The sequence below is a fragment of the Amycolatopsis rhabdoformis genome (assembly GCF_035918295.1).
GTDB classification, from domain to species: Bacteria; Actinomycetota; Actinomycetes; order Mycobacteriales; family Pseudonocardiaceae; genus Amycolatopsis; species Amycolatopsis rhabdoformis.
Map to the genome: position 1 here is coordinate 2,060,393 of NZ_CP142149.1, position 22,868 is coordinate 2,083,260.

Here is a 22,868-nt window from a genome sequence, read left to right on the forward strand (position 1 = left end):
AAGAAGTGGAACCATGGCATTCGACGCTGAAGCCACCATGAGCAAAAAACCCCGATCGCTCGGCGAAATCATCGACGGATTCGGGCTCACGCGAACGCATTATCTGGCGCTGACCCTGGTCGTGCTGGGCGGCCTCTTCGAGGTTTTCGAACAACTCATCCTCTCGGCCCTCGGCCCGTCCCTGGAAACGGCGCTCGGAATCGACGCCTCGGGCCTGGCCCTGCTGTCCACCGTGAGCCTGCTGGCCATCGTCGCAGGTGGCATCGGTGGCGGCCTGGTCGCGGACATCTTCGGCCGCCGGAGCCTGCTCTCGGTGAGCCTGGGTATCTACTGCCTGGGCTCGGTGCTGTCGGCCCTCGCGCCGAACTCGGTCGTCCTCGGCATCACGCGGGTGGTGACCGGGCTCGGCGTCGGCGGCGAGATCGCCGTCGGGCTCACCTACCTTTCGGAATTGACGCCGACGAAGTTCCGCGGCGTTTTCGTCTCCCTGTTCAACACGATCTCCGCGGGCATCGGCATTTTCCTCGCCTACATCTACGCCTTGGTGATCATCGGTCCGTTCGCCTCGGCGGTCGACGCGGGCGCCGACGCCTGGCGGTGGGCGTTCGGGCTCCTGGGCGTTCCCGCCGTGTTGATCGTGTTCTTCCGGCGGTACCTGCCCGAGACGCCGGCCCACCTGTTGAGCCGCGGCAAGATCCAGGAGACCAACGAGGCCCTCACCCGGCTGTCCACCGGACGGCTGCGCATCCACAGCGGTGATGAAATCCAGTCCTTCGTCGGCCGGGACACCGCTGCGGCCTCGGAAAGCGCGCAGCACGACGAGACCAGGGGACAGGCGTTGCGGAGTGTGCTGACCAAGCCACTTCGTCGGCGCACGATCGCGTTGGGGGTCACGGCTTTCCTGGCGTGGGGCGCCCAGTTCAGCGTGGTGCTGCTGATGCCCCAGATCCTGGTCGGCCGCGGCTACTCGGTGCAGGGCAGCGTCACGTTCACCATGCTGCAGAACGTCGGCGGTCTCATCGGGTGCCTGATCGCCTCCTACGGCGGGTTCGCCATTCCGCGCCGCACTGTCGTCACTGCGGGTGCGGTGCTGAGCGCGCTCGGCGTGGCCGCGTTCGCGCTGTTCGCCAACGGTGACGTGCTCATCCTGGTGCTCGGGTTCGTGTTCCAGATCTTCATCCTGATCGTCAACACCACCATCTGGACGTGGGCACCCGAGCTGTTCCCCACGCGGGTCCGGGGTTTCGGCACGGCCGTGATCGTGAACGTCGGATTCGTCGGCGGGGCCCTGCTGCCGCTGATCGCCAGCGCGCTCCTGCAGCACGTCGGGGCGTCCTGGGTGTTCGGATCCGTGGCGGTGATGTACGTGGGGCTGGCCGTGGCGGCGGTGTTCGTGCCGGAGACGCACCGGGTGCCGCTGGAAGTCCTTCACGGTTCCGGCCGGCGAACCGACAGCCCGGCCTAGTTGATCTTGTGGCGCCGCCGGATTCAGGTCGGCGCTGTTCTGAGCGAGGAGATGACGTCGATGCGTGAAACAGCGAGCAACCTCAGCCGCGACCTGGTCGGCTACGGCAAGGACGTGCCGGCCGTGCGGTGGCCCGAGGGCGCCAATGTGGCCGTGAACATCGTGGTGAACTACGAGGAAGGCTCCGAGTACTCCCACGAGATGGGCGACGGCGAGAACGACAGTCTGGCCGAAGTGGAGTACGCGTTCCCGGCCCACCTGCGGGACCTGGCCAAGGAGTCGATGTACGAGTACGGCAGCCGCGTCGGCGTGTGGCGGCTGCTCAGGCTCTTCGACGACTACGACGTGAAGGCGACGTTCTTCGCGTGCGCTGTCGCCTTCGAACGCAACCCCGAGGTCGCGAAAGAGGCGCGGGCGGCCGGGCACGACCTGCTCGCACACGGGTGGCGCTGGGAGGAGCACTGGCGCCTGACCCGCGACGAGGAGGCGGACCACATCGCGCGGGCGGTCTCCTCGTTCGAGCAGACGTGGGGCGAGGCGCCGAGCGGCTGGTACTGCCGGTACGGGCCGTCGGTCAACACCCGCGAGCTGGTCGTGGAAAACGGCGGGTTCCTGTACGACTCCGACGCCTACAACGACGATCTTCCCTACTACGTGGACGTCAAGGGGACGCGGCATCTCGTGGTGCCGTATTCGTTGACGTACAACGACATCCAGGGCACCCGTTCGCCGAGCCTGTTCCTCGACTACCTCAAGCGCGGCTTCGACGAGCTGTGGCTGGAGGGCTCGCGGGGCCGGCCCAAGATGATGTCCATCGGCTTGCACCCGCGGCTGATCGGCCAGGCGGCGCGGACCGGGGCGTTGCGGGAGTTTCTCGAGTACGCACAGGCCAAGGGTGGTGTGTGGTTCGCCCGGCGGTCGGACATCGCGCGGTGGTGGGCCGAGCACTCGGGTGAGTTCGAGAAGTGACGGACGAGCATTCGTGGCCGACGCGGAGAGCCATCCGAACGGTCACGAAGGCACCTTCGCGAAGCACATCAGAGCGGAGACATCGAAAGGCGCCTCGCTACCGGATCACGGAGACCGCGTTCATTGGCTGAAGGCCGGTCGATCGGTCAGCGTGAGTTCGGTCGAGCGCTGCTGACCGTCCGGGCCGCGGAGCGTGAGGGCGATCTTGTCGCCCGGGGCGCGGCGGCGCAGGACGCCCAGGAAGTCCTCGGGGCGGCGGGTCGGTTGGGCGTCGGCGGTGAGGATGACGTCGCCCGGGTTCAGGCCGGCGGTGGCCGCGGGGCCGCCGGGCACGGTGGCGGCGACGATGACTCCGTCGGTGCTCGGCAGGCGCAGCTGGGTGGCGATCTGGGGCGTGATCTGGGTCGGTTCGAGGCCCGCGAACGCGTGCCGGGCGCGGCCCGTGGTCCGGAGCTGCTCGGCGATGTCGGTGGCGGTGGCGGCGGGGATGGCGAAGCCGAGGGACACGGCGCCGGCCTGCGGTGGGATGTAGGCCTCGCTGATGCCGATCACCTCGGCGCGGCTGTTCACCACGGCGCCGCCGCTGTTGCCCGGGCTGATGGCGGCGTCGGTCTGGACCAGGTCGACGAGCGCCTGCGTTTCCGAGGCGCTGCCGGGGAGTTCGCGGTGCAGCCCGGAGACGACGCCGGCGGTGACGCTGTTCTCGAAGCCCAGCGGGCTGCCGATCACCACGGCGAGCTCGCCGATCACCGGCAGCTGAGGCTGGAACCGGGCGACCGGCAGGTCGCGGCGGTCCGTCTGCACCAGGGCCAGGTCGGTGGCGACGTCGACGGCTCGGACCGTGCCGGGAGACCGGCGGCCGTCGGCGAACGCGATCTGCACGGAGGAGGCGCCGCGGATGACGTGCTCGTTGGTGAGGATCAGCCCGTCGGCGGTGTAGATGACACCGCTGCCGTTGCCGCCGCCGGTGAGCACCTTGACCACGGTCGGCAGCGCGCGGGCCGAGACGGCGGGCACGTCGGCCAGGCTGCCGGTGCCCTGCGGCGCGTTCGCGGGGGTGGTCGGTGGGGCTGCGGTGCAGGCGGTGGCCACCAGCGCCAGCACCAGCCCGCCCGCCCTAGCGGCCGGCCGCATCGCGCTGCCGGGGACGGATCGAGCCGTGCCGGACGCCGACGAGGGCGAGGTCGGTGCTGCCGGCGCGCCCAGCGCCACGGGCGGTGCCGGCCCGGCCGGTGGCGTCGGCGGTGCTTCCCCTGTCAGCGAAACGCGGCTGGGGCAGCTTGAACTCGTCGACGACGGTCTGCGGTCCGGTCACGGCGCACGTCCTCCGCGGTGAGATTCGCCGGGTGTGGCGGGTCGAGGGGCACCCCATTCCCCCTCCGGTCGAAGTGGCCGTCGTCGTCCGTGACGGGTGAACTGTGTTCGCGCCGCGGTCCGAATGATCGCGCCGTGGCCGCGCGAGGCTCAGCTCCCGTCGGTGCGCCGGACCGTCCGGAGGTCGATCTCCACCCCGACGAGCAGCGCGAAGTGACCCACCCAGAGCCACGCGAGAAAAACGACCGCCGTGCCGAGCGCGCCGTAGCCGGTGGCGAAGTTCGCGTTGTACCAGGAGAACGCGCCGGAGCCGGCGAGCCAGAGCAGCACGCCGACGACACCGCCGCGGCTCACCCACGCCGTCCGCCCGTTCGGAGCTCCCTGCGCGGCGGGCAATCCTCGGTGCAGCAGCCCGAAGAAGATCAGGAGGACCACGAACAACAGCGGCCACCGCGCCCAGTGCCAGAGGACCGCGACCAGGTAGGGCAGCCCGACCGCGCGCTCGATCGCGCCGCCGAGCGGGCCGCCGGCCAGCAGCGCGAGGGTGATCCCGGCCAGCAGCGCGAGCATCAGGAGGGTGAGCGGAAGCCGTGACAGCTTGGCGACCCAGGGCAGCCGGGTGTCGGGCATGCCGCGGATCGCGCTGATCGCGCGTTGACAGGCGGCGACGTAGCCCGAGACGGCCCACACGCTCGCGAGCAGCCCGACCCCCACGACCGTTCCGGCCGCGGTGCGCTCGCGCAGGGCGTCGCTCAGGACCGGGCCGACGCCGGCGGCGCCGGCCGGCAGCAGCTCGACGAACCCGTCGACGACGGCGTCGGTGTCCGGCGTGGAGCGCAGGGTCAGCTCGAGAATGCCAACCAACACGATGAGCGCCGGGAAGATCGCCAGCAGGCCGAAGTAGGTCAGCGCCGCGGCACGGTCGGGCAGCTGGTCCTCGGTGACGACCCGCACGGCGGCCTCGACACGACCGCGCACTGCGCGAACCAGAGAGCCGGAGCGTGTCACGTGCACCTCATTTCGCCGATCCGCCTACGCCGACCGCCCCGGCAACCGCACGCGTCCGTGCCTCCGAGCGATTCGACTGCGCGCCGCGGCTTGGTGCGGCGCGGCGCCGTTCGGAAAGCCGGCGACCGTCACGTCGCCGTCTCCGGACGGATGACGAGCACGGGACACTGAGCGCGCCGGACCAAGGACTGGCTCGTCGACCCCAGCAGCAGCCCCTTGAAGCCGCCCCGGCCCCGGCTCCCGACCACCACGAGCTGCGCGTGTTCGGACTCCTCCAGCAACGCGTCCCGCGGGTTGTCGCGCACCAGCCGGCGGCGCACCTCCACGTCGGGGTGTTCTTCCTGCCGGCCGGCCAGGCGTTGGGCCAGCAGCCGCTGTTGATCCGGCTCGACGGAGTCCCACTTCGCGATCAGCCGCGCCAGTCCGAACAGGCGCTCGTCGGAGACGTCACTCCACGCGTGCAACGCGACCAGCCCGGCGCCGCGGAACGCCGCCTCCTCGAAAGCGACGCCCACCGCCTGCTCGCTGTTCGGGCTGCCGTCGACCCCCACCACCACCGGCCCTACCGTCGGCACCGTCTCGCCCCGGCGCCGGACGACCGCCACCGGGCAGTGCGCCTGGCTCACGACCGTCGCCACCGCCGAGCCGACGAGAACCCCGCCGACCGCGCCCACGCCGCTTCCTCCGAGCACGACCATCCGCGCGGTGCGCGACAGCCCGACCAGCAGCGCCGCAGCCGATTCGGGCACGATTTCCGTGCCGACGGTGAGCGAGCTGTCCACCGAGAGCGCGACCTCGCGGGCTTCGGACACGATGCTTTCCGCGAGGTGCTGCGCGAGGGTTCCGACGTCGTCCATCCCCGCGATGTCGAGATCGTGAAACCGGACGACGAACTCGAGACCGTGCGTGATGAGCAGATCCAGGTTGCGCTCGGCGGCCACGGTCGCCGCCCACCGCACGGCTTCCACGGCGCCCGGTGAGCCGTCGGTGCCCACCACCACCGTGCGCGCCCCGATGGTCATGCCGCTCACCTGCCCTCTCCGCGCCGTCCTGCCGCTGCTGGACACGGCCGAAGCGAGCAGCTGCGACGGGCTTAGCAAGAGCGTGGCGGGTGCTGCATCACCCGTGCCGGATGAAGGGCCCGACCGGCGCTCGGTCAGCCGAACATCCCGCGACCCAGCCAATCCTCCGCATCTTGCACGCCGGGCAGGGCGAAGAAGTAGCCGCCGCCGAACGGAGAGATGTAGTCGACCAGGGGTTCGTCGATGAGGAGGGTCTGGACGGCCACGAACTGGCGGTCGAGGTCGGCGTTGAAGCAGATGAAGATCATGCCCAGGTCGAGCTGGCCGTTGCGCTCGATGCCGGCGCTGTAGTTGAAGCCGCGGCGCAGCATGCGGCGGTCGTCGGCGGTGCCGTCGTGGGGGTTGGCGAGGCGGGTGTGGGCGTCGAGCGGCACGGTGTTGCCGTGGGCGTCCCGGAAGTAGCTGGGGAGCTGGAGTTCCTCCTGGCCGGGTATCCGCTCGCCGGGGCGGCCGGACAGCGGTGCGCCGGTGTCGCGGTCGCGGCCGAAGATGCGTTGCTGCTCGTTGATCGAGATGCGGTCCCAGAACTCCACGAACATCCGGATCAGGCGGACCACGTGGTAGGTGCCGCCGCTGACCCAGTCCGGTTCGTCGCCGCCGGGCCGGGTCCACACCAGCTGGTCGACGAGCTCTGGGCGGTCGAGGAACTCCAGGTTGGCGGTGCCGTCCTTGAAGCCGAACAGGTTGCGCGGCGTCCCGCTCGGCCGCGGCGGACTGGTGAAGCCCTCCATCTGCCACAGCACCTGAAGGTCGGCGCGGGTCGCGCGCATCAGGATGCGCAGCGCGTGCAGCACGGTGTCCGCGTGGTCGGCGCAGATCTGCAGCAGCAGGTCGCCGTCGCAGCGGTCGGGGTCGAGCGCGTCGTTGGGGAACTCGTCCATCGCGCGGAGCCGGGCCGGTTTCGCGTCGGCGAGGCCGAAGCGGTCGTCGAACAGGCTCGCGCCGACGCTGACCGTGACGGTGAGACCGTCGGGCACTGTGCCCGGGCCGAGCACGCCGTTCTCGTACGGGGTGGAGACGAGCCCGTCGTCGCTGCCGCGCCCGGTCGGGGCGTCGGCCCCGGCGACCAGGTAGCGGATGGTCGCCGTGAGCGTCTGGAACATCCGGCGCAGCGCCGGGCGGTCGGCGGCGGTCACGAGGAACGCGACGACGATCGCCGCCTGCTGTGCGGGCTCGAGAATGCCGGCCTGGTGGATGCCCTCGAACGGGCGGCTCGCCGGCAGGGTGGTGTCGCGGTCAGTCATGGGTGATCGGGCCTCGGTCGCGGGTGGCGTTGCGCGGGTCGACGACAACCGCGGCGTGGGAGAGCAGTTCGACGCTGTGCTGCACGGCCGCGTTGACCGCGGCGCGCTGCCGGACGGACAACGCGGCCAGCCCGACCCAGCCGTCGGCGTGGTGGTGGCTGCGGACCAGCTGCCGGGTGAGCCGCAGCTGCTGGTCGGTCTCGTCCAGGTACGGGTCCAGCTTGCGCAGGAGCGGCCGCAGCGGGTCGAGCGCCTGCCAGACCCCGGTGAGGTTCGCGTCCACGGTCGCGAGCTCGGTCTGGCTGCCGGCGTCGCCGATCCCGTTGAGGTCCCACTGCAGGGTGTCCTCGAGGATCTCGTGGGCGCGGCGGCCCATGTCGATCGGCGTGATCGCGTTCGGCAGAGCCAGCTCCTCGGTGAGCTGCCCGATCGCTTCGAGCAGCGCGTCGGCGTGCGGCACGATGGTCGCCATCGGCCGGTCCTGCCACAGCATCGCTTCGATCTTGCGGAAGCCCGCGAAGTCCGCGTCCGCGAGGCGGTCGGCGGTGAGGCCGCGCGGCGGGTCGGCGTTGATGTCGTCACCGGTCTCGTCGTACGCGCGGTAGGCGCCGCCCAGCGTCTCGTAGGTGAGGTGGGCGGTCAGCCAGTCGCGTCGGGCGGCTGCCGCATCGCCGGTTCGCAGGGCGTCGCGCAGCTGCTCGACCTGGTGGGTGAGCGCGGGCAGCTGTCCGGTGATCCACTCGACGTAGCCGTTGATCGGGATCCGCAGGTCGAGCCCGGTCACGGGGATGATCCCGTGCACGTCGTGGGGCAGCGGGTCACCGGTGACGACGACCGGCCGGCTGTACTTGATCGTGTAGTCGGTGATGCAGACCCAGCGGTACGTTCCGGGTGGCACCGATGCCGTGACCGCGCGGCTGACGCCGCGGCCGAAGTGCTCGACCTCGACGTAGATCCGCTCGGTCTCGGGGTCCTCCAGGTAGACCTCCGCGCCGGCGCCCTCGTTGTTCACGAACTCGAAGTCGTAGCGGCCGGCCGGTCCGCCGAGCCAGTCGTCGATGCCGTAGGGCGAGCCGACGACCAGAACAATGCGCTGAGGCCGGCTCGACGGCAGTGGTGGTGCGGCCGCCGAGGCCGTCCTGCTGCTCACCGAGCCCACCCTGCGGGTCGGTCGTGAACGCATTCGATGCTGCCTCTTACGCACCCGTGAACAGCGAGTGACCGGCCGGGCAGGTCGAGGCCATGAACGTCCCCAGACTTTCCGGAACGTTCATAACCTGATTCTCGCGGTGTCAAGACTTGCGGCAGTTGACTCTCAAGGACTCCCCACCACGAGAGGCAAGGTACAAGCAGCATGTCTGAAAACGATTCGGCGGGCAACAGAGAGACCACGGAGCGCAACCGGATCAGCCGTCGCCGTCTGATCCAGGCCGCGGGCGCCGCAGGTGCCGCGGGTGCCGCGGTGGCCGCCGGTGGGCTGTTGGCCGTTCCGGCCGAGGCCGCGACGAACGACGTGGCAACGAACGATGTCGCGGCGAACGGCAAGCAGGGGCAGGGCTCGCGTCGCACGGGCACGATCAAGGACCTCAAGCACATCGTGATCCTGATGCAGGAGAACCGGTCGTTCGACCACTACTTCGGCACGCTCGACCTCGCCGGCGCGCGCGGTTTCGGTGACAAGCAGGTGCTGACCTGGCAGAACGGTCAGACGATCTACTACGACCCCAACAGCCGGGCCGAGGGCTACCTGCTGCCCTACCACGCCGACAGCCTGAAGTACAACGCGCAGAACACCAGCGCGCGCAACCGGTACTTCATGGAAGCCGACGTGCCGTGGCACCACGCGCTCGCCAAGGCCTTCACCATCGGTGACCACTACTTCTGCTCGCTGGACACCAGCACCAGCCCGAACCGCATCATGATGTGGGCCGGCACCAACGACGCCGCCGGGACCCAGGGCGGCCCGGTCGTGAACAACAACGGCGACTACGGCTACGCCTACAAGTTCAAGACCTACCCCGAAACGCTGCAGGACGCCGGGGTCAGCTGGCAGATCTACGTCAACAACGACACCGACGACAACTTCCTCGGCGACTACACGGACAACACCGTCCGCTCGTTCGCGGCGTTCGACCCGAAGAACGCGAACCCGCAGAACACCATGCCCCGCGAGGGCCTGCTCGCCCGCGGCGGTGTGGTGCACGCCCACACCACGCAGCCCGCCGGCATCAAGAACGACACCTCCAACCTCGACTACGTGCTGGGCGACTTCATCGCCGACTGCAAGTCGGGCGACCTCCCCGAGGTGTCCTGGGTCGTCGCGCCGGCGGCGTGGACCGAGCACCCGACGTACGCCCCGAACAACGGCGCGGTCTACACGGACCGGGTGATCCAGGCGGTGCACGACAACCCCGAGCTGTGGGAGTCGACGCTGATCATCCTGAACTACGACGAGCCCGACCACGCGAACCGCATCGGTGAAGGCGGCTTCTTCGACCACGTCGTGCCGCCGATCCCCGAGGTCGGCACCGCCGGCGAGCGCGCGCCCGGGATCAAGCCCGGCATGGGCGGCCGCGTGCCGTTCGTGCTGGTCTCGCCGTGGACCCGCGGTGGCTTCGTGAACTCCGAGGTCTTCGACCACACCTCGACGATCCAGCTGATCGAGGAGTGGACCAAGAGCCTCGGCAAGCCGGCCATCTCCAAGAACATCAACGACTGGCGACGCGGCGTCTCCGGCAACCTGCTTTCGGCGATCGACTTCAGCAACTTCGACACGTCCTTCCCGAAGCTGCCGAAGCCCGCCGACCTGCTCAAGTCGGTCGTCGTCGACGCGAGCCTGCCGGCCGTGCCCCAGCCCGCCGTCGGCGCGCAGGTCATGCCGACCCAGAAGATCACGGGCAAGGCGAAGCGGAGCCCGCTGTCGTTCCAGCCCAACGGCGTTCTGGTCGAGAACCACAGCACCGGCACCGCGACGGCGACCTTCACCGTCGAAGGCGGCCCGAACGGCAAGGCGGTCAGCCTGGTCGGGCTCGCCGACCAGTACGTGCCCGCCCTGACCGGCGCCGAGCCGCTCGGCATCGGCCAGGACGCGCTGCCGCTCACGGCCAGCAACCACCGGTCGAAGTCCTACACCTGGGACACGAAGGCGACGAACGGCAAGTACGCGTTCACCTTCTACGGACCCGACCACTTCGTCCGGTCCTTCGCCGGCACGGTCGTCCCGGCCAACGACCGGACCTCGGTCCAGCCGCGGGTCGACGTCAAACTGGTCAAGGGACACGGGAAGTCGGCCGCGACCGTCCAGTTCACCCTGGCCGCCGACGGCCGCAAGGCGGTGACCTACACCCTGGTCGCCAACGACTTCGCCGGCCGGAAGACCACCATCCAGGTCCCCGCCGGCAAGAAGGACGTCATCAGCTGGCCGACCGAGGACGGCTACTACGACGTGATCATCACCGCGAAGGAGTCCGCGGACTTCAAGCAGCGGTTCGCTGGTCGCGCCGCCGAGATGTGACGGTTTCACGCGCTGATGTGAAGTAGTGGTGACGTGCCCGCGGTCCCTTTGGGTCGCGGGCACGTCCATATCGGACTTCGCTGCCACTGCAACGAGTCCCCTCGCCCCATCGGCGGGGGAGTGGCCGCGGCGGCCCGCTCGGCCCGGCTGCGCTCGGGCGCGGAAACGGCGCTGCTAAGCTGGTACGCATGGGACTGATTGAGGTCGACAGAATCTAGCCACCGAACTGCCGGTGGCTTTCACTGGTGCGGTCTTTGTCCGCAGGGTGATCGATCGTTTTTCCGCGCACGCGCGTGAGTCCGCCCGTTCCGGGCGTCGACACCGCGGCGTGCGTCTCGCCGGCACGTTCGTGTCGCACCGACCTCGGTCCCGGTGCCTCACCGCGAACGCGCGACTACGACCTTTCAGGTATGTGACCTCCTCCTGCCCGGCGTCCGGGTAACGGCTTCCTGCCGCAGGAGCGTGGCCGCGTGCCCGTTGCCGTCGAACCTCCCGCCGCGTCGACACACGGCCCCGTGGTCGGTTGTCCTGCCAGTTTTCCTGGCTCCCGCAACCGTTCACGAAAGACGTTGCCATGCAACACCGCACTTCGCGTGCCCGCGCCCGGCACCGCCGCGCGCACTGGAAGACCAGCGCTCCGGCGCTCACCCCCTGCACGAATCCCCTCTGCGGCAAGGCCACGGCTCCACACCGCGTGTGCCAGCACTGCGGCTTCTACCGAGGACGCGCGGTCTTGTCCCCTGTGGACGGTGACACGTGAGCACCGCCCTGGCGAAGAGCAGCCGGTGGACGCGCATCCGCGAACACCTCGCGCGCACGGGCGTGCCCGAGTTCCGGTTCCGCCAGCTCATCACCGCGTGGCGGGGCTCGACCGCCGAGACGTTCGCCGACGTCAACGCCCTCCCGGCGCGCCTTCGCGGCGAGCTCGCGGAGCGGTTCGGCCCGCGGCTGCACCCGCTCACGCCCCTGCACGTCCAGCGGGACGAGCAGGTCGAGAAGGTGCTGTTCACCTCGGACAGCGGGGCGCGGATCGAAACCGTCGTGTCGCACTACCGGGCCGGCTGGGACTCGATGTGCGTCTCTTCCCAGGCCGGGTGCGGCTTGGGTTGCACGTTCTGCTCCACCGGGGCGGTCGGCCTGATCCGCAACCTCACGGCGGACGAGATCGCCGCGCAGGTGTTGCATCCACGGTGGACTCACGCGGGGCTGCCGAAGCCGGCCAGCGTCGCGTTCATGGGCATGGGTGAGGCGCTGGCCAACCCGCACGTGTTCGACGCGCTGACGCTGCTGACCGACGCGGCCTATGCCGGCATGTCGGCGCGCCGGATCACGGTGTCCACGGTCGGGTTCGCCCCGAACCTCGCGCGCCTCACCGACGAACACCCGCAGGTGACGATCACGCTGTCGGTGCACTCGCCGTTCCCGGGTGAGCGGGCGCGGCTCATCCCGCTCGAGGAGAGCTTTCCCTTGGCGCACAGCCTCGACATCCTCGACCGGCACGTGGCCACGCGCCGGCGGAAGGTCTACTTGGCCTACCTGCTCATCGCCGGTGTCAACGACAGCGGCGCGCACCTCGCCGCCCTCGCCGAGCTGGTGCGCCGGCGCTCGCGCCCGGAGCTGTTCCACGTGAGCGTGATCCGCTACAACGAGGCGGCCGGCGCGGCTCCGCAGTACCGCGCACCGTCCTCGATCCGCGTGGACGAGTTCGTGCGCGGGCTCACCGCGCGTGGCGTGCACGCGACCCGTCGGCGCCAGTTCGGCACGGGCATCGACGCCGCTTGCGGCCAATTGCACGCGAGGTACCTCGCTCCGACGCCCCTGGTCGGCACCGACCTGATTCCCGTCTCGCCCGCGGGCAGTTGACGGGCGAGAGAAGGAGAAACACCACTATGTCCCCGAAATCCGCGGTCTCCCTCCGCGAGCTCACCTTCGAGTGGCCCGACGGCACGGTGGCGCTCGCCGGCGTCAACGGCACGTTCGGCACCGGTCGGACGGGGCTGGTCGGCCGCAACGGCGCCGGCAAGTCCACCCTGCTCCGCCTCATCGCCGGCGAGCTGCGCCCGGCTGCCGGCCACATCGACACCACGGGCGAGGTCGGCTACCTGCCGCAAACGCTCACGCTGCGGCAGAACACCACCGTCGCCGAGCTGCTCGGCATCCACGAGGTCCTCGCCGCGCTGAAGGCGGTCGAGTCCGGCGAGGTCGACCCACGCCACTTCGAGGCGATCGGAGACGACTGGGACATCGAGTCCCGGGCCGACGAAGCCCTGCACCACATCGGGTTCTCCGCGGCGGACCTCGACCGCCGGGTCGTCGAGGTCTCCGGCGGGGAGGGCATGCTCATCGCGATCACCGGGTTGCGCCTGCGCCGCACGCCGATCACGCTGCTCGACGAGCCCACGAACAACCTCGACCGCGCCACGCGCGCCCAGCTGGCCGAGTTCGTGGACCAGTGGCCCGGGACGCTCGTGGTCGTGAGCCACGACCTCGAACTGCTGGAGCACATGGACACCACGACCGAGCTGTACGGCGGCGCGCTCAGCACGCTCGGTGGCCCGTACAGCGCGTGGAAGGAGCACCAGGAACAGGAGCAGGCAGCCGCGGTGCAGGCCGCGCGCTCGGCTCAGCAGGCGTTGAAGGTCGAGAAGCGGCAACGCATCGAGGCGGAGACGAAGCTGGCTCGCCGGGAACGGACGGCAAAGAAGACCCAGAAGGACGGCGGCATCCCGAAGATCCTTGCCGGCAACCGGGCCGGCAAGGCGCAGGCGTCCGCGGGATCTCTTCGGTCCACAGTGGACGAAAAGGTTCAGGCCGCGCAGGAGGCCGTGGTCGTCGCGGATGCGCGAGTGCGCGATGAGGAGCACATCCATCTTGTGCTGCCCGATCCCGACGTGCCGCGCGGGCGACGGCTGGCGGAGCTGGTGGACGAGGGCCGCACCCTCGTGATCCAGGGGCCGGAACGGGTGGCGCTCGTCGGCGCGAACGGTACCGGGAAGTCGACCCTGATCGAGCAACTCGTGCGGCGTGGCGAGCCGACGCCCGGGCGACCGCACGGCCGCCTCGTCACCGACCTCGTCGCCTTCCTGCCGCAACGCCTCGACGGGCTCGACGAAGACGCCAGCGCGATGGAGAACGTGCGGGCGGTCGCGCCGGGCACGCCGGGCGGCACGGTCCGCAACCAGCTCGCCCGGCTGCTGCTGCGCGGTGACAGCGTGGACCGCCCCGTCCGCACGCTCTCGGGCGGCGAGCGGTTCCGGGTCTCGCTCGCCCGGCTCCTCCTCGCCGAGCCACCCGCTCAGCTGCTGGTGCTGGACGAACCGACGAACAACCTCGACATCGCGAGCGTCGAGCAACTCGCCGAAGCCCTCGACGCGTACCGCGGCGCGCTCCTGATCGTGAGCCACGATTTCGCGTTCCTGGAACGGATCGGCGTGGACACCGTCATCGAGCTGGATGGAGACGGACGGCTGCACCAGCGGCGCGACCTCAGTGTCTGACCGCTTGATCGGCGGGAGAGGGGGCGGATCGTCGAACGAACCGCCCCCTCCCTCGACGCTGCTCAGTGCAGCTTGGCCCAGGCTTCGTTGATCATGTTCGCGCAGACGGTGGGGTCGGTGTATTCCAAGGTGTCGTCGCCGAGGGGTTTGAGCTGGATGGTCAGGGTGGCGTCGGTTCGCTGGCAGACGACGACCGAGGTCTTGTCCGGGCTGGGTTTGTCGAACGGTGCCAGGTCGTTGTGCAGGAGGCAGGAGACGTCGCCGATCTGGCGGAGTTCGTTGAGGGGGCCGGCGAGACCGTTGTCCTTGCCCTCGTAGGGAGTGACGAGACCGGGGGCGTGGGCCCGCACCGCGGTGATCTGGAAGGAGTGGGCGAAGTTCGTCGCGGTGTAGGTCTGCACGAGGGCGGGTGCGCCGTACGCGGCGGAGAGGCGGTTGGTGTTTTCGCGGTCGGTGGTGGCGTTGCGCTGGGCGAACTGGCGGTGGGATTCGTCGTCTTTGAGCTTGATCGGGTAGACGTCGGCCCGGTCGACGCCGCCGAGGGTGTCGGGCGCCTCGAGCGGGAGCCCGCTGACGACGCCGGAGTCGTGCGCGGTGACGAACCACGGGACACCGACGCCCGCCGCGCCGACCACGAGGCCGACGACGGCGGCGATCACCAGGGGGACCCGGCGTGACCGGTGTCGGGGTGGTGTCGCGATGGTGGGTACTTCCGCGAGCACCGGCACTTCCTCGGTCACGGGGTGGTCCTTCGGGGTCGATGAGCACAGCGATGTCGATCACTGGATCGACGGGCTGGGGTTGTTCGTTACCGAGGCTTTGTAACGTCTTGAAGGCGGTCTGGACCAGGCGGTGCGGCCATGGGTCCGGTTGGCACAGTCAGCAGTGCGGCGGGCCTGGGTGAAGTGTGGTCCGTTCGTCCACAAGGGACTGGGTGCCAGGCAACTCCGAACGGTCGATGCGGAGTTGCCTGGCGAGCCCGCACCCGGTTGAGAATCGGGTGGACATCGCGGCCGACTGTGCGTGCCGGCCGTGGTCAGCGGGCCGTATACGCGCCGCCGTTGACGTGGATGACCTGGCCGGTGAGGTGGGACGCGGAGGCGTCCGCGAGGAAGAGGACGGTGGAGGCGATTTCGGCGGGTGTGGCGGCGCGTTGGTCGAACGCCGGGGCCACGCGGGTTTCGACCCATTCCTTGCTCACGGTGCCCTGGAAGAACTCGGTGTCGAGGGTGACGCCGGGGGCCACGACGTTGGCGGTGATGCCGCGGGGGCCGAGTTTGCGGGCGAGGTCGACGTTCCACGCTTCGACGGCGGCCTTGGCCGCGCCGTAGGAGCCGGAGCCCTGTTTGGCGGCGATCGAGCCGATCGTGATGACGCGGGCGCCGTCGGCGAGGCGTGGCGTGAGGGCTTCGGTGGTGAGCACGGTGGTGAGGACGTTCGCGTCGAAGTTGGCGCGCCAGGCGGCGGCGATGGCGTCGAGGTCACCCTCGGGGACCGGGGGTCGTCGGCGGTCGGTGTTGCCGCCGGCGTTGGCCACGAGGACGTGGACCGTCGGGGGCAGTTTCGGGAGGGCGTCGCGGACGGAGGCCGGGTCGGCGGCGTCGAAGGTCACGTGGCGGACGCCGAGGTCCGCGGCCGTGCGGGAGAGGACGGCCTCGCGGCGGCCGGTGATCACGACGTCGTCGCCCGCGGCGGCGAAAAGCGCGGCGGTGGCGGCGCCGATGCCGGTGCCGCCACCGGTGACGACGACGGTGCGAGGAGGAGTGCCGGGCATGGTGGGTCCTTGGTGAGGAGAGGGACAAGGGGGCGGCGGCGGTCCTGGCCGAGCAGCCAGGGGCATGAGTCCAGTTCTAAACGGTCGATGTTCGGCATGTCAAGATATGTTCGAACATAGTGACCCACTTCGAGACTGTGTATCGTGGCCGCATGGCGACACCCGCGGCTTCCCGGACCCGCACCGACGACGTGTACGCCAGCCTGCGCGCCGACATCCTCGGCGGCGTGTTCCCGCCCGGCGAGCGGCTCAAGTTCCGGCCGCTGTGCACCCGGTACGACGCGAGCGTGAGCCTCGTCCGGGAGGTGCTGAGCCGGCTGTCCGAGCAGGGCCTGGTGCGGGCGAACCCGCAGATCGGTTTCCAGGTCACCCCGATCTCCGAGGCGGACCTGCTCGACCTCACCGACACCCGCGTCGACATCGAGTGCCTGGCGCTGCGCCACGCGATCGGGCGCGACGACCTCGCATGGCGGTCGAAACTCGTCGCCGCGCACTACACGCTCGCGAACACACCCCGTCGCGACCCCGCTGACCCTGGACGCGTCACGCCGGACTGGGAAGCCGCCCACGCCGAGTTCCACGACGTCCTGCTCGCCGGCTGCGGCCGGGAACGCTTGTACGCCATCGCCCGCGGTCTCCGCGACAGCGCGAAGCTCTACCGCCGCTGGTCCGAAGCCCTCGATGAACAAGACCTCGAACGCGACCCCGCCGCCGAGCACGCGGCCATCACGGACCACGCGCTGGCCGGCGACGCGGACCGTGCGGTCGCGGCCCTCGCCGACCACATCCGCCTCACGACGGACCTGATCCTGAACTCCCGGCCGGGGCCGTCGGTCGAGCGCTGACGGCGCCCGAGCAGTCCGCGACTGACGAAGTCCGCAGCGGACGGCCGTCGACCCGGATGTCCGGCAACGGTCTGGACCATTCCCCACAGACGTAAGAAGTCGCCGGCCCCGGGCGCTCACTTCCGAAGAGATCCACTACGCCCGTGGCTCGATCCGGTCGACGGAGGAACGGCCGCGAGAAGTGACCGCCACGGTGCGGGACCTCCTGCAGAAACAGTCCCTCCGCCGGAACAGCCGTGCCGCGCGTCAGCCGCGGGAACCGGTTGCGCCGGCCGAGGTGCGAGCGAGGGGAACACATGACCGAAACTGAAGACGCGACGCCGGCGAGTCGCGCTCCTCGGGTCCGCGTGGTCGCGGCGTCGACCTGCGCCGCGGCCGTCCCGACCGGACCGGCCGCGACTCAGACACAGGCGCAGACACAGGGGACCGGCAGCAGACGGGGTTGGCTGTCCGTCGGGGCCGTCGCTCTCGGCGCATTCGTCATCGTGATGACGGAGACGCTGCCGGTGGGGCTGCTGCCGGAGATCGCCGACGGGCTGCGGGTCCCGCTGGGCCTCGCCGGGCTGATGGTGCTTGTGCCGGGGTTCGGCGCGGCGGTGTCGGCACCGCTGTTCTTCCTGGGGTTCGGCCGCTTCAACCGGCGCCCGGTCATCGTCGTCCTGGGTCTCGCGGTGCTGGTGTCGAACGCGGTTGTCGCGGTGGCGCCGAACTTCGCACTCGTGTTGATCGCGCGGTTGCTCTTCGGCGCCACCCTCGGCGCCTTCTGGACCGTGGTCTCCCCGGTGGGACCCAAACTGGTGGGGCCGGCCGGTGGCACGCGCGCCATCACGATCATCGCGGCCGGGATTTCGGGTGGGACGGTGGTCGGGCTGCCGGCGGGGCAGTTCCTCGGCAACCTGCTGGGCTGGCGGCTCACCTTCGCCGCCGCGGCCGCGGCCACGCTGCTGGTCGTGGTCGCGCAGACGGTGATCCTTCCGAGCATTCCGCCGGACGGGCGCACGCACCTGCGCGATCTGCTGGGTGTCGTGAAGCGGCGGGCCGCCCGGTTCGGGATGGCGGCGGGCGCGCTGGTGTTCGTCGGACAGTTCACCGCCTGGACCTACATCACCCCGTTCCTGATGGACCACACCCGGCTCTCCAGCGGGACGATCTCCCTGCTGTACGTGATCTACGGCTGCGGTGGCATCGTCGGCTCGCTCGTCGCGGGGTCGCTGTTCAAACGGAGCGTGATCGGCAGCTTCGCCGGCGCCTCGACGGTGGTGGCCGTGTTGCTGATCGGGCTGGCGTTCGCGGGCACCGTGCCCTGGTCGGCCGGCCTGTTGCTCGTGCTGTGGGGCCTGTTCTGGGGAATCGCGAACCCGGGAACGCTGGTGTGGATCCTCGACGCGGCCCCGGAAACCCCGGAGGCCGCGTCGGCGGTGAACGTGACGAACCTTCAGGTGGCGCTGGCGGCGGGGTCCGGCGTCGGCGCCATCCTCGTGTCGTCGGTGACCTTGCCGACGGTGTTCCTCACGGCCGGCCTCATCGTTCTCGCCGCCGCCGCTCTCGCCGCGGTGTCGGCGCGGTTCCTGACCCTCGCCCGGCGGGAATGAGGGGACCGGCGGTAAGAGCCGAGCCCCGGGTGACGCCGACAAGAACACCAGTGCAGAAGTGGGAGGTGCAGTGACGCGCCGTGACCGGGTCGCCGGCCAGGAACCGCCGATCGACCTGATGAACACCGTGTGGGGGAGCGGCAGGGGCGCCGACGACGCGCTCGCCACCGCGGCCGGCGCGCTGGAGTGGATCCGGGAGATCGGCCCTCGTCTCGAACAACGCCCGAGGTCGCTCGACCACTGGTTGCCGTGCGCGAGCCGGTTGAGCGTGAAGGAAGCGGCCTTCGACCTGCGCCGGCTTCGCGGTGCGCTGAGGCGGCTCGCCGCGGACGCGACCGCGGACCCGCGGCCGGCCGGGATGGTGTCCGACCTGCCCGACCACCAGGCCGCGGTCGACGTGCTCAACGGCACCGCGGCCCGCGCGGCCGCGTCGTGCGTTCTGGTGTGGCCCGGTACGGGCGTACCGGCGATCGCCCTGCGCGGTGACCTGCCCGGCGGCATCGCGGTCTGTTCGCTCGTGGCGCTGCAAGCCGTGCGCATCTTCGGCGGCGATGAGTGCAAGCGTCTGCGGGCCTGCCTCGCGCCGGCTTGCGCGAACTTCTACCTGTCCGGCCACGGCCGGCGAAGGTGGTGCTCGCAGGCTTGTGGCAACAGGGCGCGGGTCGCACGGTTCAACAACAAGCAGTCGGCGAACGAGATCGGCTGACCGCCACGAGACCGCGCCGCCGGATTCGGCGTCGGCACTCCGTGACGTTCGCCGGTTTTCGATCACTCGAAGGAGAAACGATGGGCAACAACACCGTGAAGGTGACCGACAAGTCGTTCGTGGACGACGTCCTGACCAGCGAGAAGCCGGTCCTGGTCGACTTCTGGGCGACGTGGTGCGGCCCTTGTAAGATGGTCGCCCCGGTGCTCGAGGAGATCGCGGCCGAGAACGGCGAGAAGATCACCGTCGCCAAGCTCGACATCGACGAGAACCCGAACACTGCGCGTGACTACCAGGTGATGTCGATCCCGACCCTGATCCTGTTCCAGGGTGGCAAGCCGGTGAAGCAGATCGTCGGCGCGAAGCCGAAGGCGGCTCTGCTCGCGGACCTGAAGGACGTGCTCTGACCGAGCCCGCTCGCGCCCGGCACGAGATGCCGGCTGTGGTCCTCGGCTCAGCGGACCCGACTTGATGTGGACCATGAAGTCCAAGTAAGGTTCGCCCGCCGAGGTGCCGCAGAAGAAGGACCAGCGGCGACCGATCGCGGACGCCGCCTGCCGTGGACGTACCCGGCGCCGCCGGACGGGCGCCGTCGAACGGTGTCCAGCCCCGCCCTTTTCTTGAAAAGCCCGTCAGCCGGAGGAAACCAATGAGGACGATCGCGCCCACGACGATCGCGACGCGACCGTATCCCGCGCGCGTCTCCCCGAAGGGCACGGCGCTGCTTCGGCTGATGCGAACCACGGATCACAAGCAGATCGGCGTGATGTACCTGGTCACGGCGTTCGCCTTCTTCATGGCCGGCGGTGCGATGGCCATGCTGCTCCGCACGGAGCTGGCCCGGCCCGGGCTCCAGTTCCTGTCGCAGGAGCAGTACAACCAGCTCTTCACGATGCACGGCACGATCATGTTGCTGATGTACGCGACCCCGGTGCTGTTCGGGTTCGCGAACTTCGTGCTGCCGCTGCAGATCGGTTCGCCCGACGTCGCGTTCCCGCGGCTCAACGCGTTTTCCTACTGGCTCTACCTGTTCGGCAGCCTGATCGTGGTCTCCGGCTTCCTGACGCCGGGAGGCGCGGCCGAGTTCGGCTGGACCGCGTACACGCCGTTGTCCGAGGCCGTCCACACCCCGGGCCCCGGCACGGACATGTGGATCTGCGGCCTGATCGTGTCCGGTCTCGGCACGATCCTCGGCGCGGTCAACATGATCACGACCGTGGTCTGCCTGCGTGCGCCGGGCATGACGATGTACCGGATGCCCATCTTCACCTGGAACATCCTCGTGACCAGCATCCTGATCCTCGTCGCGTTCCCGATCCTCACCGCGGCTCTCTTCGGACTGGAGGCCGATCGCCGGTTGGGCGCGCACGTGTTCGACCCGGCCAACGGCGGGGTGATCCTCTGGCAACACCTGTTCTGGTTCTTCGGTCACCCAGAGGTGTACATCATCGCGCTGCCGTTCTTCGGGATCGTGTCGGAGATCTTCCCGGTCTTCAGTCGAAAGCCTCTGTACGGTTACAAGGGACTGATCTTCGCCACACTGGCCATCGCCGCGCTCAGCGTTTCCGTGTGGGCGCACCACCTCTATGCCACCGGTGCCGTACTGCTGCCGTTCTTCTCCTTCATGACGTTCCTCATCGCGGTCCCGACCGGCGTGAAGTTCTTCAACTGGATCGGCACGATGTGGAAGGGCCAGCTGTCCTTCGAGACGCCGATGATCTTCTCGATGGGCTTCATCGTCACGTTCCTCCTGGGCGGACTGACCGGCATCCTGCTGGCCGCGCCGGCCATCGACTTCCACGTGTCGGACAGCTACTTCGTGGTCGCGCACTTCCACTACGTGCTCTACGGCACCATCGCCTTCGCCACTTTCGCCGGCATCTATTTCTGGTTCCCGAAGATCACGGGCCGGATGATGGACGAGAAGCTCGGCAAGTGGCACTTCTGGACCACGTTCATCGGGTTCCACGGCACGTTCCTGGTGCAGCACTGGCTCGGCGCCGAAGGCATGCCCCGCCGCTACGCGGATTACCTGTCGAGTGACGGGTTCACCACGCTGAACACGATCTCCACGATCGGCGCGTACATCCTCGGGGCGTCCACGCTGCCGTTCATCTGGAACGTGTTCAAGAGCTACCGCTACGGCGAGGTCGTCGAGGTCGACGACCCGTGGGGCTACGGCAACTCGCTCGAGTGGGCCACGTCGTGCCCGCCGCCGCGGCACAACTTCACCGAGCTGCCCCGCATCCGCTCCGAGCGCCCCGCGTTCGAGCTGCACTACCCGCACATGGTGGAGCGCATGCACGCCGAAGGTGAGATCGGCTTCTTCGGCAAGCCGCGCCACTTGGCCGCGCCGTCGCAGAAGCTGGTCGACGCGACCATGCCGGGTGACCACAGCAAGGACAACGCGAGCGAGCAGTAGTGGTCGCGCGGGAAGCGGCGGTCCACTGTGGTGGCCCGCCGCCGGCGGCTCAGGCCTGGAAGGTGCGGATGTAGTCGATGGCCATGTCGAGCGCGATGCGCATCGGCTTCACGTCGTGCCCGGTCTGCGCGAGCAGGTACCCGCCTTCGAGCGCGCCCATCAAGCCGATGGCGAGCCGTTCGGGATCGGCGTCGCGGCGCAGTTTGCCCGCGTCGCGCATCCGCCGCAGCCCGTCCGCGATCAGGCCGAGCCAGGTCTCGAAGTGGCCGGCCAGCGCGGATCGGGCGCGCTCGTTCTGGTCCGACAGCTCGCTCGCGAGCGAGCCGAGCTGGCACCCGTAGGCGCCGTTGCGCAGCGCGTTGCGCTGGATGATCGCGTCCCGCCACCGCTCGAGCCCGCGGATCGAGTTCAGCCGGCGCAGCTGTTCCCCCTGCGAGGCGAGCAGGTCTTCCGCCTGGTACTCGATCACGTCCTGGACGAGGGCGTCCTTGTCGGCGTAGTGGTGGTAGAGCTGCGACTTGCTGGTGCCGCTGGCCGCGCGGACGTCGTCGAGCGTGGTGGCGACAACCCCCTTGACCGTCATCAGGTCCACCGCGGCACGCAGGATCCGGGCCCGGGTCGCTTCACCGCGCGCCGTCAGCCGGACAGGCTTCTCTGTGCTCTCCGGTTCCGCCACTGCGACAGATTATCGTACGTGCGTGCACGGAGGTGTCACGCGATGCGACTCGGCCGGCGGCGCCCAGGTCAGTCCTGCGGCCACCGTCATCCGCGGCCGAGCGCGATCGACACCCGGCGCGCCAGCTCGGGCAGGACGTCGGTGGTGAACCAGGAGTTCTTCAGGTGCCACCGGTAGTTCAGCGGAGACGGGTGCACCAGCGGGAACTCGGCCGGGAGGTAGTCGCAGTAGGACCGCACGGTCTCGGTGAGGTTCGGCCGGGACCGGCCCTTGAGGTAGTACCGCTGGGCGTGCGCGCCGATCAGGATGCGCAGCGTGATGTCCGGCATCCGGGACAGGATCGGCGGATGCCACCGCGGCGCGAAGTCCTTGCGCGGAGGCAGGTCACCCGTCTTGCCCTTGCCCGGGAAGTAGAAATCCATCGGCACGATGGCGAACAGCGCGGGGTCGTAGAACTCCTCGTCGCGGACCCCGAGCCACGAGCGCAGCCGGACGCCGCTGGGATCGTCCCACGGGATGCCGCTCTCCTGGCCGCGCCAGCCCGGCGCCTGGCCGATGATCGCGATCCGGGACGCCGGCGACCCGGCCCACACGGGACGGTAGCCGAGGTCGCGCGCCCACGCGTTCGACGGGTCGGACGTCAGCTCGTCCACGACCGCACACAAGTCGTCGCTCAACCGCACTCCAGGTTCGTGGCGGGAAGGCCGCGCCGCCGGTTCTCGGGAACCTCATCCTAGATGGACCATGCGGTCCAGCCGGG

Annotated in this window: 21 protein-coding genes; 11 read left to right on the forward strand and 10 right to left on the reverse strand. The window is 69.8% G+C overall.

Annotated features, from left to right (window positions below):
• The first annotated feature begins 13 nt into the window (after positions 1-13).
• Together VSH64_RS09615 and VSH64_RS09620 are read left to right on the forward strand one after the other, a co-directional pair.
• Positions 14-1,465 (forward strand): MFS transporter, encoded by a 1,452-nt coding sequence (locus tag VSH64_RS09615; protein ID WP_326835167.1) that lies wholly within the window; start codon positions 14-16, stop codon positions 1,463-1,465.
• Between the two features lie 60 nt (positions 1,466-1,525).
• Complete coding sequence (locus VSH64_RS09620) at positions 1,526-2,434, forward strand: polysaccharide deacetylase family protein (RefSeq protein ID WP_326835168.1); 909 nt, start codon at positions 1,526-1,528, stop codon at positions 2,432-2,434.
• A gap of 120 nt (positions 2,435-2,554) precedes the next feature.
• Here the strand turns inward: VSH64_RS09620 and VSH64_RS09625 are convergent, their stop codons facing one another.
• The 6 genes from VSH64_RS09625 to VSH64_RS09650 form a co-directional block, all read right to left on the reverse strand.
• Positions 2,555-3,568 carry a S1C family serine protease gene (locus VSH64_RS09625; protein WP_326835169.1) on the reverse strand — a complete coding sequence of 338 codons (1,014 nt, stop codon included), beginning with the start codon at positions 3,566-3,568 and terminating at the stop codon, positions 2,555-2,557.
• A complete protein-coding gene (locus VSH64_RS09630; protein WP_326835170.1) occupies positions 3,552-3,749 on the reverse strand; it encodes a hypothetical protein in 198 nt (65 codons plus the stop codon). Before VSH64_RS09630 ends, VSH64_RS09625 begins: the two co-directional genes overlap by 17 nt.
• A gap of 149 nt (positions 3,750-3,898) precedes the next feature.
• Positions 3,899-4,726, reverse strand: a complete 828-nt coding sequence (locus VSH64_RS09635) for a YihY/virulence factor BrkB family protein (RefSeq protein WP_326835171.1) — start codon at positions 4,724-4,726, stop codon at positions 3,899-3,901.
• Between the two features lie 158 nt (positions 4,727-4,884).
• On the reverse strand, positions 4,885-5,778 hold the full coding sequence (locus tag VSH64_RS09640) for a universal stress protein (protein ID WP_326835172.1): 894 nt from the start codon (positions 5,776-5,778) through the stop codon (positions 4,885-4,887).
• 134 nt (positions 5,779-5,912) lie between these two features.
• Positions 5,913-7,082: a Dyp-type peroxidase gene (locus VSH64_RS09645; RefSeq protein WP_326835173.1), complete on the reverse strand. Its 1,170-nt coding sequence runs from the start codon at positions 7,080-7,082 to the stop codon at positions 5,913-5,915.
• Positions 7,075-8,232, reverse strand: coding sequence for an EfeM/EfeO family lipoprotein (locus tag VSH64_RS09650; RefSeq protein ID WP_326835174.1), 1,158 nt, complete (start codon positions 8,230-8,232; stop codon positions 7,075-7,077). The genes VSH64_RS09645 and VSH64_RS09650 overlap by 8 nt, the downstream gene beginning before the upstream one ends.
• Before the next feature lie 204 nt (positions 8,233-8,436).
• Here VSH64_RS09650 and VSH64_RS09655 point away from each other — a divergent pair, with 204 nt between their 5' ends.
• From VSH64_RS09655 to VSH64_RS09670, 4 genes are all read left to right on the forward strand, one after another.
• A complete protein-coding gene (locus tag VSH64_RS09655; RefSeq protein WP_326835175.1) occupies positions 8,437-10,596 on the forward strand; it encodes an alkaline phosphatase family protein in 2,160 nt (719 codons plus the stop codon).
• A gap of 574 nt (positions 10,597-11,170) precedes the next feature.
• Positions 11,171-11,356, forward strand: coding sequence for a 50S ribosomal protein L32 (gene rpmF / locus VSH64_RS09660; RefSeq protein WP_326835176.1), 186 nt, complete (start codon positions 11,171-11,173; stop codon positions 11,354-11,356).
• The gene (locus VSH64_RS09665) at positions 11,353-12,459 is read left to right on the forward strand and encodes a radical SAM protein (RefSeq protein WP_326835177.1); all 1,107 of its coding nucleotides are present in this window, start codon (positions 11,353-11,355) and stop codon (positions 12,457-12,459) included. The genes rpmF and VSH64_RS09665 overlap by 4 nt, the downstream gene beginning before the upstream one ends.
• A gap of 26 nt (positions 12,460-12,485) precedes the next feature.
• A complete protein-coding gene (locus tag VSH64_RS09670; protein WP_326835178.1) occupies positions 12,486-14,093 on the forward strand; it encodes an ABC-F family ATP-binding cassette domain-containing protein in 1,608 nt (535 codons plus the stop codon).
• Between the two features lie 62 nt (positions 14,094-14,155).
• Here VSH64_RS09670 and VSH64_RS09675 read toward each other — a convergent pair whose 3' ends face one another.
• On the reverse strand, positions 14,156-14,833 hold the full coding sequence (locus tag VSH64_RS09675) for a hypothetical protein (RefSeq protein WP_326835179.1): 678 nt from the start codon (positions 14,831-14,833) through the stop codon (positions 14,156-14,158).
• A 296-nt stretch (positions 14,834-15,129) separates the two neighbouring features.
• On the reverse strand, positions 15,130-15,867 hold the full coding sequence (locus VSH64_RS09680) for an SDR family oxidoreductase (RefSeq protein WP_326835180.1): 738 nt from the start codon (positions 15,865-15,867) through the stop codon (positions 15,130-15,132).
• A 152-nt stretch (positions 15,868-16,019) separates the two neighbouring features.
• Between VSH64_RS09680 and VSH64_RS09685 the strand changes: the two genes are divergently transcribed.
• From VSH64_RS09685 to ctaD, 5 genes are all read left to right on the forward strand, one after another.
• Entirely contained in the window at positions 16,020-16,712 is a 693-nt protein-coding gene (locus tag VSH64_RS09685; protein WP_326835181.1) for a GntR family transcriptional regulator, read from the forward strand.
• A 296-nt stretch (positions 16,713-17,008) separates the two neighbouring features.
• Entirely contained in the window at positions 17,009-18,304 is a 1,296-nt protein-coding gene (locus VSH64_RS09690) for an MFS transporter (protein ID WP_326835182.1), read from the forward strand.
• A 70-nt stretch (positions 18,305-18,374) separates the two neighbouring features.
• Entirely contained in the window at positions 18,375-19,010 is a 636-nt protein-coding gene (locus tag VSH64_RS09695) for a CGNR zinc finger domain-containing protein (RefSeq protein ID WP_326835183.1), read from the forward strand.
• Positions 19,011-19,090: 80 nt separating this feature from the next.
• Positions 19,091-19,417: a thioredoxin gene (trxA, locus tag VSH64_RS09700; RefSeq protein ID WP_326567364.1), complete on the forward strand. Its 327-nt coding sequence runs from the start codon at positions 19,091-19,093 to the stop codon at positions 19,415-19,417.
• Between the two features lie 242 nt (positions 19,418-19,659).
• The gene (gene ctaD / locus VSH64_RS09705; protein ID WP_326835184.1) at positions 19,660-21,432 is read left to right on the forward strand and encodes an aa3-type cytochrome oxidase subunit I; all 1,773 of its coding nucleotides are present in this window, start codon (positions 19,660-19,662) and stop codon (positions 21,430-21,432) included.
• Positions 21,433-21,481: 49 nt separating this feature from the next.
• Here the strand turns inward: ctaD and VSH64_RS09710 are convergent, their stop codons facing one another.
• Together VSH64_RS09710 and VSH64_RS09715 are read right to left on the reverse strand one after the other, a co-directional pair.
• The gene (locus VSH64_RS09710; protein ID WP_326835185.1) at positions 21,482-22,108 is read right to left on the reverse strand and encodes a TetR/AcrR family transcriptional regulator; all 627 of its coding nucleotides are present in this window, start codon (positions 22,106-22,108) and stop codon (positions 21,482-21,484) included.
• Positions 22,109-22,194: 86 nt separating this feature from the next.
• Complete coding sequence (locus VSH64_RS09715) at positions 22,195-22,785, reverse strand: uracil-DNA glycosylase family protein (protein ID WP_326835186.1); 591 nt, start codon at positions 22,783-22,785, stop codon at positions 22,195-22,197.
• Positions 22,786-22,868: the final 83 nt, after the last annotated feature.

Excerpts from the sequence above, each read along its gene's own strand:
- VSH64_RS09690 (WP_326835182.1), top strand. The coding sequence starts at position 17,009 with ATGACCGAAACTGAAGACGCGACGCCGGCGAGTCGCGCTCCTCGGGTC.
- rpmF (WP_326835176.1), top strand. The coding sequence starts at position 11,171 with ATGCAACACCGCACTTCGCGTGCCCGCGCCCGGCACCGCCGCGCGCAC.
- ctaD (WP_326835184.1), top strand. The coding sequence starts at position 19,660 with ATGAGGACGATCGCGCCCACGACGATCGCGACGCGACCGTATCCCGCG.
- VSH64_RS09645 (WP_326835173.1), bottom strand. The coding sequence starts at position 7,082 with ATGACTGACCGCGACACCACCCTGCCGGCGAGCCGCCCGTTCGAGGGC.
- VSH64_RS09640 (WP_326835172.1), bottom strand. The coding sequence starts at position 5,778 with ATGACCATCGGGGCGCGCACGGTGGTGGTGGGCACCGACGGCTCACCG.
- VSH64_RS09685 (WP_326835181.1), top strand. The coding sequence starts at position 16,020 with ATGGCGACACCCGCGGCTTCCCGGACCCGCACCGACGACGTGTACGCC.
- VSH64_RS09680 (WP_326835180.1), bottom strand. The coding sequence starts at position 15,867 with ATGCCCGGCACTCCTCCTCGCACCGTCGTCGTCACCGGTGGCGGCACC.
- VSH64_RS09625 (WP_326835169.1), bottom strand. The coding sequence starts at position 3,568 with ATGCGGCCGGCCGCTAGGGCGGGCGGGCTGGTGCTGGCGCTGGTGGCC.
- VSH64_RS09655 (WP_326835175.1), top strand. The coding sequence starts at position 8,437 with ATGTCTGAAAACGATTCGGCGGGCAACAGAGAGACCACGGAGCGCAAC.
- VSH64_RS09670 (WP_326835178.1), top strand. The coding sequence starts at position 12,486 with ATGTCCCCGAAATCCGCGGTCTCCCTCCGCGAGCTCACCTTCGAGTGG.
- VSH64_RS09615 (WP_326835167.1), top strand. The coding sequence starts at position 14 with ATGGCATTCGACGCTGAAGCCACCATGAGCAAAAAACCCCGATCGCTC.
- trxA (WP_326567364.1), top strand. The coding sequence starts at position 19,091 with ATGGGCAACAACACCGTGAAGGTGACCGACAAGTCGTTCGTGGACGAC.
- VSH64_RS09620 (WP_326835168.1), top strand. The coding sequence starts at position 1,526 with ATGCGTGAAACAGCGAGCAACCTCAGCCGCGACCTGGTCGGCTACGGC.